This is a genomic window from Streptomyces montanus (genome assembly GCF_005786655.1).
Classification (GTDB): Bacteria; Actinomycetota; Actinomycetes; order Streptomycetales; family Streptomycetaceae; genus Streptomyces; species Streptomyces sporangiiformans.
In genome coordinates, this window is the sequence record NZ_VBZC01000113.1 from 1 (window position 1) to 398 (window position 398).

Genomic DNA, 398 nt, shown 5'->3' on the forward strand with positions numbered 1-398 from the left:
CCGGTGCGTCCGCCCGTCGCCGCGGGGGCGTACGGCCCGGTGTTGGTAGAGCGTGCGGGTTTCCTGAGAAAGGCTGTACGCGACGGGCGATGACGCACCGGCACACGCCCCCTCCCGTGCGCTGGCGACTGCGGGAGCGTGGGGGTGCGCCCCTCCAGGGGCCGCTGGACGACTGCGGGTGAGCGGGGGCGCCCCTTCAGGGGTCGCTGGGTGACTGAGGTTGAGTGGGGCGCGCCCCTTCAGGGGCGCGGGGAACTGCGCGACCAGCCACAACCGACCCGCAGCCGAAGTACGAAACCCACCCACCCCCCCCCTCCCGCCCGAGGGCGACCGCGGGCACGGGGGGTCTGGGGGCGCCGCCCCCTGTTTCGGGAAGGGGCGGGGTTGGGGAAGGGAAC